The organism is Cloacibacterium sp. Arc13, assembly GCF_041431305.1.
Classification (GTDB): Bacteria; Bacteroidota; Bacteroidia; order Flavobacteriales; family Weeksellaceae; genus Cloacibacterium; species Cloacibacterium caeni_B.
The window spans coordinates 17,826-29,408 of sequence record NZ_JASMRM010000005.1; the positions used below are offsets into that span (position 1 = coordinate 17,826).

Genomic DNA, 11,583 nt, shown 5'->3' on the forward strand with positions numbered 1-11,583 from the left:
ATTTTGAAGAAATTTTGAATTTTACAGTTTTACAGAAAAAATGTGCAAATTATTTTCAAATTTATAACTGATCGTCCAGTGATGGAATTTGCAAATCTCACTGATGATGGCTAATCCCAAACCACTTCCGCTATTCTCAGCGGTAAGCTTAGAAAATCTTTTGAACAAAAGATCTGTATTTAATTTTTCAGTTCCGGAATTGGCAACTTCAAATACTGAATTTGTCAATTTCACCGATAATGCTCCATCACGTGAAGTATGACGAATTGCATTCAAAATCAGGTTATTGATAAGAACTTCAGTTAATCCGCTGTTTCCATTTACTTTGATGCCTGAAGAAATATTTTCTGTAACAGAAATATTCTTTTGCTCAAAATGTTCATTAAAGACATCAAAACTTTGGTGCAATAGATCGTCCAGCATAATGCTTTCAGAATTATCGAATTGGCTGTTATCTATCTTTGCTAATAACAAAAGGTTCTTATTAATTCTTGAACTTCTTGTTAAAGCTTTGTTCATTTCCTCGGCAATGTTGTATTGCTTTTCGGTCAGGTTTGCATCTTGCAGTAGAAGATCAAGTTTATTTTTCAAGATGGCCAACGGAGTCTGCAACTCGTGAGACGCGTTTTCTGTAAACTCTTTCTGCGTTTTATAAACGGATACGTTATGAGTAATTAATTTTCGTAATGACTGATTTAATTCTTCAAATTCTGCAGTGTCTGTCTTGTCAAATTCAATCTGAGTCTGTGTGTTTAAATTAAAATTCTTCAGTTTATCAAGTGTGTTTCTAAAAGGTTTCCAGATTGTTTTGGACAATCTCCTGTTAAGTATAAATAATCCTGTCACAATCAAAAGAAAAAAGAATAATGTAATGAGACCAATGATCATTACAGTGCCTTCCGTTTCCTCAATATTGGTCTCTATTGTAAAAAGATAAGGTTGTTTTTTTATATAAATGACCTTTTTAAGACATCGGTAGCGTTCAATCGTCGGGTCCGCAGAAAAAGGTTTGTATTTTTCAGTTGTAAAAAGTGAGTCTTTCCTTAAATGATTGGAAGTTATTTTTTCAATATTGGTTCCTGGCTGGATATGATTCCACAAGGTAATACTGTTCTGTATTTCTTCTATGGAAGCATTCATCTTGTTAAATTCATAGCCTGTTTTTTCTGCAACGATCGCGTTGTGTTCGTCAAGTTCATCCTGCCATATTGCATCGACTACAAAATAGTATACTGGGATACTGAAAACCAGAACAATCATTACAAAAATCAAAAACGGTCTAGTAGTTTTACTTAATAGTGGCTTCATAATTAAATATTTTCCCATTTATACCCCGTCCCATAAACTGTTTTCAAGTAATGGTCACAGCCTGCTTCATACAGTTTCTTTTTAAGATTTTTGACGTGCGCATAGACAAAATCGTGATTATCCAGCATATCCGCAAAATCACCGGAGAGATGCTCTGCTAAGGTGCTTTTAGAAATAACTTTATTCTTGTTTCCAATAAAGTAAATAAGAAGGTCAAACTCTTTTTTTGTTAGGATGATCGTTTGATTATTAATAGTAACAGTTTTTGCTAAAAGATCGATCTCTAATTCATTCTGCTTTACAACATTTGAGTTATTGAACTGTTTTCTTCTTATAATTGAATAGATCCTTGCCATTAATTCTGAAAGATGAAAAGGTTTTGTAAGATAATCGTCTGCCCCTAACTGCAATCCTTTTATTTTATCATCCAGAGCATTCTTCGCCGAAATAATAATGACCCCATCCTGTTTATTCTGCCTTTTTAATTCTTCTAAAATGGCAAGTCCATTGCCGTCCGGAAGCATAATATCTAATAAGATACAGTCATACTGGAAAGTTTCAACCTTCTCCATTGCTTCACCAAAAGTGGGTGCGAATTCACAAATATAGTTTTCGCCTGAAAGATATTCTGAGATACTTTTAGCTAACTCGGTTTCGTCTTCTATAATCAGGATTTTCATTTTGCTAATTTACATTTTGAATTTCGAAGAAATTTTGAAGAGCTATAGAAAGATCAATAATTTATTATCTTTTCCTAATTACAGTAATTGTATTATCCCTATTTTCCTTTTGATTAAAAACTATATTTAAAGAATTCGTAACATTACCAATTAAATTTACCTTAAGTAAACTATTATATAAAACACTATTCTCATTGGCTCTTTCTCTCACATAGTCCCTATTTTCATTCACTTTAAGCTGTTCCTCTTTTTCTATTCTGTATTGAACTACTAAATTTTCTCTAACTGCTGGAAGTTCTTCCAGCTCTTTATCCAGTTCTGCAATTTTATCTTCAGTGGTTTTGGTTTGAAATTCAATTTGAGTAACATCTATTCCTTTCTGAGCTAAATTTTCAATTACTTCTTGTACTTGAACTTTATGAAGGTCAATTGTTTTTTGATATGCTGGTAATTGGGTTGCCCAATATTCAGCATTTGCATCGCCATTTTCCGAATAGCCTTCAATTCTATTATATGAATGCTCAGCTTTGGTAACTAACTCTTGAACTTTCAAAACATCTTCGTATTTTCTCAAGACAAAAGCACTATCTGCGAGATGCTTATTTTTTTCGCTTTCAATCCTTTTTTTCATTAATTCGATTTCAATGTTGGCTCTGGTTTCGGGATTGGTAATGATGGATGTTTTAAGCTCTTGTGTACTTATGTCCGAAATATCCAAAACATCGGCTCCTTTTTTCATCGCTTCTAAATATCTTGCCTGTTTGGATTGCAATTTTTGAAGCATAAAAACATCAATACTGTCATTGGTCAACATAAAATTGATTCTCACATTTTCGTTTTTATTTCCTTGCCTCCACGCTCGTCCTTCCACTTGTCGAAGTGAAGTAAAATTATAGGGCAAAGTAAGCATATAAACATCGGTTGTGTTTTCCTGAAGGTTCATTCCTTCCTGAATGGCTTCACTACCAATAACTACTTTTATTTTTCCTTCATTAAAATCATTTTGAATAGAAATTCTTTGATTTTTATTGGTCGCTCCGGTAATAATGCCGATTTCTTCGGGTTTGTAACCGATTTCTTTAATGAGATATTCTTTTAGTTTAGGAAATTGAGCAACCGCCAATTCAGAATAAATAATTTGTCCCGATTCCGGAATGTCATTTTTATTTTGTTGAATTAAATCCATTGTTTGTTTCAACTTTGGAGAATTTTCGACAAATTCTTTTACAGAAGGTTCGTCACCTTCAAAATAAGGAGATAAATACGGCGAAATCGCAATCAGTCGGGCATTGAGAATATGAGTAAGAATTGCACCCTTTTCAGTTTCGCTGAAATTTTCATTGAGCAAGTCATATTGTTCTTTTGTGAGATCATTCTGCTCAATTTTATACTCTTTGTTGATTTTATTCGGACGGATCAATTCAGGGTTATCCTCCTCTCCTTTTATATCAATGAATTCCGAAAGTAACTGCTGAAAAAGCGAATTGTTTTTAAATCTCCGAACATTGGCTTTAAACTTCACATCGCCCTTTGCATCAATTTCCATATCATTATCCGCTTCCATAAAGGTCTCGAAGAATGTATTGACGTTGAAATATCCCGATTCTTCCAACCGTTTATTCGCAATCAGAGATAAAATCGAATAATATTCTAAGGGTTTGTTGGTAAAAGGAGTCGCAGAAAGCAAAGTAACATTTCTTCCGTCATTTTTGTCTTGAATATATTGCGCAGCCATCCAGGTATTAATTCCCAATTTGGAAGTCTGTTGGTTTTGACTTCTAAAATCGGAAGCAAATCTGCGATCTTCAATTTTTACTTTTCCTACTATATGATTCGCATTGTGAACTTCATCGTAAGTCAAATGGTCGAATCCAAAATCTTCCCAATCATAGATCTTTCCACGCTTCATTTTTCCCTCAATCTCCTTTTCTTTCTGAAGTTCAATTTGGATGTCCCTTTCCGTATTGGTAACACCTTTCAGTTCGCTTGTAGAGATGTAGCTGAATTTTGAAGAAAGTTCTTCGGTTATTTCTGATGAAAACCCGATATTATTAAAACCTTCATAAGTAACGATCGTAATTTCTCCGTCTTTGTTGTCAAATTTTGAGAGATCATAATCTTTCCCCAAATTCCCTAAAACATTAACTTTAGCATTGGGAACGGTTTCAAAAATGGTTTCCACCCACTGTTTCAGAATACTGTCATTCGGAACAACGATTATTGGTCTTTTAGCATTTGCTCTCTCCATTGCTTCGTGCATTGAAAGGATTCCTGATAATGTTTTGCCAAAACCCACTTCGTGAGCTAAGAGCCCTACTCCTTTTGTTGTTTGTCTTCCGATTCCTGCTTTCTGAACTTCGGTCAAACGCAATTCCTGACCTTTGAAATGCATATAGATTCTGGAAAATAATGGGAATTTAGAATAATCCGGAACGTGAATGTTATTGTAGTTTCGATTAAAGTCTTTTACAAAGCGATTTCTAATATCATCGGAAAGTTCCTCCCGGACAAATTTGTAAAACAAATCATTCGCAGCAGCTTTTCGCCTTTCTCTGACTAACGCATTCCTCTCTTTATCGCTTCCTGTAACTGTTTCATTATCTACAAAACTTTTTACTTCCCAAGCTGAAGAACCCGCAAAGGCTTCACTTGACAAAGTGCCGAGAAAATCTTTGAATTTTTCTGCAAGATTGTAATCTACAATGACTGATTCAGTACGTTTTGTAATATGATTATATTGGTCTTTTTCTGTTTGGCCTAACTCAAAATTGTGTACAAACTCGTGGTTCGGACTGATATAAATCTCATCTAGCGATTTCGCTTTTGGTAGTACATTTTCTAATAATGCTTTTTGTTTTTCGTATTGACCGGCAGTGCCGGCGCCAATTTTATCATTAATTAAAAAATTGGAAGCCGAACTTCGGCAAAAATCCCGCTCCAGCTGTTCCAGTTTTGCGTAAATATTTCCTTCAGTATAATAAAAATCGTGAACCCAGTTTCCATCAATGAAGTTCGCAAACTGATGGTGCTTTCCACGATTATTTAATGTGCCGTCATAAGAGGTATCTCTGAATGCTTCAATTTGTTCTTTCGTAATATCAGAACTATTTTGCAAGGAAGTATTTACAATTTCATCCTGTTTTGAGAATTGATATTTTAAAACACCTTTCTTTATTTCCGGTTTTGTTTGAAGTTTATACTCGTTCTGATTTTTGGTATTGTAAATAGAAATAATCCTATCACTTTTTTCAATCAATTCTTTTAATTTTTCATCAGAAAACGATTTCGGCTTTGTGATTAGATCTTCGCGCAGTTTTTGATACTTGCTAATTTCAGTCGTAATTGTGGGAGATTTAAACTTGATGTCATTAAGTTTGGAAAGTACCTGGTCAATTTTTTCTTGAGTTTCTCTTACATTGAGTTCATTTTCATTTTGGTTTGTAATCCTCGTAGAATCTTCGATTTCTGCACTTCCTTTTTTGGGTACAGGAACTTTATTTTCAGCTTTAGGTTCTTCCTCTAAAAACAAATCTTCAAACAGATTTCCGATCCGCTGGGTTTCATTCCTATTTTTAAACTGTTCAATCTTAAATAAAGCTTCATCTAAATTACCGTGAATATATTTTTCTAATCGACCAAAACGGTTGGTTTTTTCTCGGGTTTCTCCCAAAATTCTTGTTGGATTATTTTCAAAATAATTAGAAATATCCGTCGAGATATTTTGAGTGTTTTTTCTTAGAATGATAATGTCGGTTCCGATTTGTGTTCCTGCAAAAGCGCCATTGGGTAAACGGAAACCTTCCAAAACACTAGCATTCTGCAAATTCTTTTGTCGGTTGAGCCAACCTGATGGAAGAACCATCGCCAAAACGCCGTTTGGTTTTAAAGAGTCAAGTGAACGTTTAACGAAATAATCTTCGTATTTTGAAATTTTAGGCTCTTCTCCCAACCCTTTGTAAAGTCCCCGATGTTCACCATAGGGCGGATTTCCAATTACCAAATCGTATTGCTGAGAAAAGTCCTTTTTATTTCCTTTTTCGTCAATGAATTCAGTTTCAAACGAACGAAGATTGATGTCAGCTTCGGGATGCAGAATCTTGGCAATTTTTGCGGTGGCGTCGTTGATTTCAAATCCTGTAATTTTAGAATTTACAGGTAATTCGTGAGTAGCATAAATGAAATTTCCAGTTCCAACACTTGGTTCTAAAACGGAAATTTCTTTTTGAGTTTTGAAATGGTCTTTTATTAAATTACGAACCGAATCTACAATTTTATCCTGCGTATAATATTCGTCTAAAATCCCTCTTCCTTCTTTTGCCGTTCCGCCACTTTGGAATTGGTTGCAAATTTCTATTAAGTCATCAGTGATGTTAAGATTTTTCTTCAGATTAATTTTGTGATCGTCGGAAACAAAACAAGTTGCAGAAACTACTTCTGCAACTTGATCATTATTCAGTTTTTGCCCTTTATATTTTGAAATAATAGCATCTAACTCTACATTATTTGTTGAATTTTCACTTACCTCGGAAAGTCCTCCATCGGGTCTTCTTCTATCGGATACAGTTCTCCCGGGTACGATTCCGCCCACGGAAGGTCCTTGAGTCTCTCCAACATTATTCTGTTGTGAGTCGTTATAGGATCCTCTTCCTCGGTCTCGGTTTCCCAAATTGCTCCGCTCTGTGCCTGCAAGTCCATTTCCAACATTGTTGCTGCCCACTGCTTGTCCGCTTCCGTAACTTCCGTTTTGCTCGGATTGGATCTTATGGATAAGTTCTCCAGTGTTGTGTTCAGGTGTTCCGTTTCCCACTTGCTGAGAATCGGATGCTGCTCCGGATTCAATTGCATTGCTTTCATTTTCAGAAATTTTTGATTCAACTAAATTAATATTTTTATTTTGAAGACTTAATTTGTTTTGTAAATATTCGCTCAGGTCTTGATTCCCATTTTCAGAAATTTCATACAACGGACGAACGTCTTTGATATTTTTGCCATTAAATTCTGTAAGAATTTTCCTGGTTATTGCATTTCCCGTTCTATCCCCGCTCAGACAAAGAAACATTTTACCATCATAATTCTGGTATCTATTGAGGAACTTTTTGCTATTTGAACCTGAATTAAGGGTTATAAGTGTTCTATTATTGACTTGCTTGTTCAATTGAAGAAGCTCCAAGAATGAAAGCGTATCCTTACTGTTTGTGAAAACAATAAGTTCCTTTTTATTTCCTTCAACTACAGAAATGTCATCATTTATCTCATTAAAAAAATCTTCATCTTTCACTTTTTTCTGTTTTTTATGAAGTGGTTAAATTCAAAAATTTCTTTGGCTTCACTGTCCCAGTTTTTTCTCGGTATTAATTGAAGCGTCACAAATATGTCCGTCTTTTTATTGTAAGAATCAATCCTTTCGAGCCTTCCGTGGTAGTCCTTTTCCGCGTGTTTGTAAATGGAGTATGGTAAAATTGTATCTGTTGGATAAATGTAAAACCGGGTGTACATCCAAGGAGAATTGATTTCAAATCGTTTGTATTTTTTCTTAAACAAAACCGTATCACTCAGATTTTTTCTGTTTCTGTAATTGGGGATTTTTTCCTGAGAAAACAATGTTCCTCCTTTTTTCTTTTCAATCGGAAGCGGCTTTTGTTTCTTTATGATGTCTGACAGAATAATTTTGCCGGGATTTTCATTTTCAATGGTATAGTACAATGAATCTTTAATGAAATAGATCTGTTGGGTTATTTCGGGAGCATCAGCATCTGAAATCCTTTCTATAATAGAATCCCCTGAATAATTAAGGCTTGACAAATGAAAACTTTGGATGTTGTCCAGATTTTTGGAAACATCAAAATAGACATTGGAGACAACATCGATTCCCCCTTTTTCGGATTTGATTTCTTTGTGGCAGGAATAGCTTACAAAAAGAAAAAATAGACCAGGTAGTATTAAAATTTTTTTCATAAAAATAGAGTTTAAAAAAGCGGCAGCCCAAATAATTTGGGTTACCGCTAAGAAATAAATGATTGGTTGTACGTCTTATCTATCTTTTAATACTTTGTTCTTTCACGTTATTTTTTTCGTGCTTGTTGTCTTGTTCCAAACCTTCTAAAGGCTTGTTGGTATTGATTCTGTTCATATCGGAATCATACAGATTCAGATTTTTGTATTGCGGATTCAGCACCGCTTTGCCTTCTACCACTTTATCGTCCAATTCAAATTTTACCTTGACGATATTTCCTTTTTCCAAAGATTTTATGGTACTTTCCTTCCATTCTGGCTTATCGAATATCAGTTTGGATTTTTCTACGATCTGAGCCGTATCAACACCATAATTTTTGTAAAAATTCTGGAAATTATAATTTCCTTTTTCAATTTTGGGTTCGTTAAAATTCAGTTTGGCAAATGCCGGTTCTATTTTTTCTGTTTTCGGATTGTGAAATTCTATTTTTACCGTACGCCCTTCCAAAAGGTTGATTGCTTCTTTAGCAGTAAATGTATTTACCCTGTTAACAGGAAAATTGTGGGAGATAACGTCGCCATTTTCTTTAGTGAGTTTTGCATTATAAAAATTCATAAAGACACTCCCATTTTCTATCTTATTAAATTTTAATGTGAATTCCATTTCATTTCCTGGCATCGTTTTGTCGGAAGTGGTCTTAATTTCAAACTCTTTTTCGGGAGCATTAATCCCATTTTCTAAATCTTTGTGCAGTTGTTCTCCTTCTCCGAAACCAAGATATTTTAACTGAAATTTCGGATACTGAGATGGTTCATATTCGTTCTGTGTTTCCATAATGTTTGGGTTTTGATTGTTAAATTTTATATCATTCATTGTTAATATTCTGTGTCTTGAAAAAACATTTTCATCCAGATAATTTTTTAGAATTTCACCGCTATCCAATAATTCGTAGGATTCCCCATATAGCTGTTTTTCCAATAGGCCGAAAGCCAATTCGTATTTGTCATTTTGTGACAACGTATGACCATCAATAACATTTGGGATTGTGTCCATTTGTGCCTTTGTAAGAGAATAATCTCCATCTGTTGTTCCAAATTCCATTTTTTCTGAATAAGCTTTTCTTTGGTTCGCTGTGATCTGCAAGTTCTCCAGTATGAATTCGTTTTCTTTCATAAAGATCCTGTAATTGAGAATATCATCTTTTTCCTCTTCGGAAAGTTTCGGATAAAAATTATTTTGCACCGCTTTTGCTTTTAAGTCGTTTTCGACATAGCTTTTGAATTCGTTCAAACTTTTTGGAGCATCATAAAAATCTCTCATACCTGTCCATTCTTTGCTGCCATACGGTAATCTATATTCCTGCGTTTGCAGATCATAGCTGTAGTAACTATAACCACCTGGGCTTTTCAGAGATCCGCTCCCATCATCGTAGTCGCGCCATACCCAGCCATCCGGAAGGTCAGATGCAGGAATTAAATTTTCATCAAAGCCTTCATCCGAAAAAAAGCCTGCATCTTCCAGATCAGTCATTTCAACTTGATGGCCTCCTTCTAATGATAACTTTGTAGCTTCAACTTCATAATTTCGATAATGATGAGCTTGCTTTTCATCAATTTGTGTATTGGTCAATCCGGAACTTAAATCAGTTTTTTTCTCCAATTCCTGAGCCCAGAGATCAGAGAGAAATTTCTGCTTTATTGACTCGTTACTTATAGTAATTTCAGTAGACTCCCTGTTATTTTGCAAAATCAACTGTTTATTGGCTAGTTGCTGCTTTTCAATAAATCTGACTAATTCAGCAGGATTGTTAAATGTATCCCTAATAACGAGATCGGGATTTGAATTAAAAATTGATTTCAATGTAAAATTTGAACCTTGAATAAATTCTCTTCCCTTAGATTGGTGAATGGACATAAAATTTTTCTCTTTATCAGTAAATATCCTCTCTCCGTCCCGAAAAAACTGTTCAGGTGAAGTGTTTTCCATTTCCTTCACAAAATTTTTATAAGCCTTCGTTCTCGGAACTATATTCTTATCAAACCAGGTTAGATTATCTTCCATTTTATTTACCTTCTAAACTTTCTTGATTTCTCCACTTCTTCGTCATGCTCCTGCTCATCGTCTCTTCTTTGATTGGCATCCTGATAAACATCCGGATCGTTCACATTCAGCTGAATGTCGGAATCATCTGCTTTGGAGATTTGTTTTTGGCTTGTAGCGATGCTGTTCACGGAATTGATCTCTCTGGAAACGATGTTGAGATCATTCGTTATCTCCTTGGCTATTTCAGGATACTGGTCTATCTTTTCCAAAAGATAACTTTTCAGTTTCAGCAATTCATTTTTATAACGATTCAGTTCTTCCGTATCCTTTTTATCGGCAATGATGGCAGTAAGCTCCGTAGCGTTTTTGATGAAGTCAAACTCAACAACTTTGCTGGTTTCTTTGTCGAAAACGAAGGCTTTTTTCTCAAGCGTCGAAAACTCCGGTAACAGCGTGTTTGAAAGCTTTTGAATATCGGTATATTCAACTCTGTTCATACTGTTGTTAAGAATTTCCGGTAGTTTTTTATCTCGCTCTAAAAAGATGACCTTCAGTTGGGTATTATTATCCGTAAGCTGAAAAGTTGCCCTGTTTTTGTCGTTGTCCGCCACAATGGTGTATCCCTTCAGAAATTTCTGAATATCATCTGCATTCAGTTTTTTAGAGAATGACAGATCTTCATTGATAATACCGTATTTTTTTAGTTCGTCTGTTGGTAAAGTATTAGTGTTCATAATGGTTTGCTATTAAATTGTTTACTTTTATGAGGTCATTTAAAAAATGAGAAGGGTTGATGCTTTGTCCGAATTCTTTCACCGAAAAATGCAGATGTGGACCTGTGGAGTTTCCTGAGTTTCCACTTTTCCCAATGATAAAGCCTGCTTTTACTTGTTCTCCTGCCCGATAATATATTTCTGAGAGATGTAGGTAAGAGGTTTGAAAACGGTCAAAATGTTTTACTTTTATAAAATTTCCACCGCCTTTAGAATCCCAGCCTGTTGCAGTAACAATTCCATCCATTACAGAATAGACATTCTCATAGCTGGCTTTTAGGTCGATCCCATTGTGCTTTTTTTTTGTTCCGAAAATAGGATGCGTTCTTGTTCCATAGGAAGATGTAACTGTTATTTTGTTTTTAAGGGGCATCACAATTTTTGAAAAAAAATCTTTCGGCTCATCAACAAAATCATACGTGGTAGAAAATTTTTGTTTTTTTGATGTTTGCCCTGTTTCTCCTGCTCTATTCACTGCTTGCAGCATCAAAGAATCTTTCAGTTTTTCAAACTCATTTTTTCGCAGTTCTTTTGCACTGCTATATTCTTTAATCAACATTTTCAAAGAATCGATTTGACTCGATAACCACTTCGTCGAACCTTTGGTTTCATTTTTTAAATCTGATTTTGTGGTGATATTTAAAACTTGCTTCCAAGATTTCTTAGCCTTCTTTTGGTTTACCGGCTCTTCGATATTAGATTTTTCTGATACATTCGGATTTTCAGATTTCTTTTGTATTGTTGCTGTAATCGTATTGAATTGCGCAAATGATAAGCAACTGCAGGACAATCCCATCAAAGTAAATATGTATTTTAGTTTTTTCAT

Annotated in this window: 7 protein-coding genes; all 7 read right to left on the reverse strand. The window is 34.7% G+C overall.

Features of this window, described 5'->3' with window-relative positions:
- Nucleotides 1-21: 21 nt before the first annotated feature.
- The 7 genes from QO190_RS05390 to QO190_RS05420 all read right to left on the reverse strand — a co-directional run bounded on the left by QO190_RS05390 (nucleotide 22) and on the right by QO190_RS05420 (nucleotide 11,583).
- On the reverse strand, nucleotides 22-1,308 hold the full coding sequence (locus QO190_RS05390; RefSeq protein ID WP_371462012.1) for a sensor histidine kinase: 1,287 nt from the start codon (nucleotides 1,306-1,308) through the stop codon (nucleotides 22-24).
- A 2-nt stretch (nucleotides 1,309-1,310) separates the two neighbouring features.
- On the reverse strand, nucleotides 1,311-1,988 hold the full coding sequence (locus QO190_RS05395; RefSeq protein ID WP_371462013.1) for a response regulator transcription factor: 678 nt from the start codon (nucleotides 1,986-1,988) through the stop codon (nucleotides 1,311-1,313).
- Nucleotides 1,989-2,052: 64 nt separating this feature from the next.
- On the reverse strand, nucleotides 2,053-7,266 hold the full coding sequence (locus tag QO190_RS05400; RefSeq protein WP_371462014.1) for an Eco57I restriction-modification methylase domain-containing protein: 5,214 nt from the start codon (nucleotides 7,264-7,266) through the stop codon (nucleotides 2,053-2,055).
- On the reverse strand, nucleotides 7,263-7,943 hold the full coding sequence (locus tag QO190_RS05405) for a hypothetical protein (RefSeq protein ID WP_371462015.1): 681 nt from the start codon (nucleotides 7,941-7,943) through the stop codon (nucleotides 7,263-7,265). Before QO190_RS05405 ends, QO190_RS05400 begins: the two co-directional genes overlap by 4 nt.
- A gap of 79 nt (nucleotides 7,944-8,022) precedes the next feature.
- A complete protein-coding gene (locus QO190_RS05410) occupies nucleotides 8,023-10,002 on the reverse strand; it encodes a hypothetical protein (RefSeq protein ID WP_371462016.1) in 1,980 nt (659 codons plus the stop codon).
- Between the two features lie 5 nt (nucleotides 10,003-10,007).
- A complete protein-coding gene (locus QO190_RS05415; RefSeq protein WP_371462017.1) occupies nucleotides 10,008-10,718 on the reverse strand; it encodes a hypothetical protein in 711 nt (236 codons plus the stop codon).
- A complete protein-coding gene (locus tag QO190_RS05420; RefSeq protein WP_371462018.1) occupies nucleotides 10,708-11,583 on the reverse strand; it encodes a M23 family metallopeptidase in 876 nt (291 codons plus the stop codon). The genes QO190_RS05415 and QO190_RS05420 overlap by 11 nt, the downstream gene beginning before the upstream one ends.

Coding starts and splice junctions, on each gene's coding strand:
- QO190_RS05410 (WP_371462016.1), bottom strand. CDS start 10,002: ATGGAAGATAATCTAACCTGGTTTGATAAGAATATAGTTCCGAGAACG.
- QO190_RS05415 (WP_371462017.1), bottom strand. CDS start 10,718: ATGAACACTAATACTTTACCAACAGACGAACTAAAAAAATACGGTATT.
- QO190_RS05420 (WP_371462018.1), bottom strand. CDS start 11,583: ATGAAAAAACTAAAATACATATTTACTTTGATGGGATTGTCCTGCAGT.
- QO190_RS05390 (WP_371462012.1), bottom strand. CDS start 1,308: ATGAAGCCACTATTAAGTAAAACTACTAGACCGTTTTTGATTTTTGTA.
- QO190_RS05405 (WP_371462015.1), bottom strand. CDS start 7,943: ATGAAAAAAATTTTAATACTACCTGGTCTATTTTTTCTTTTTGTAAGC.
- QO190_RS05395 (WP_371462013.1), bottom strand. CDS start 1,988: ATGAAAATCCTGATTATAGAAGACGAAACCGAGTTAGCTAAAAGTATC.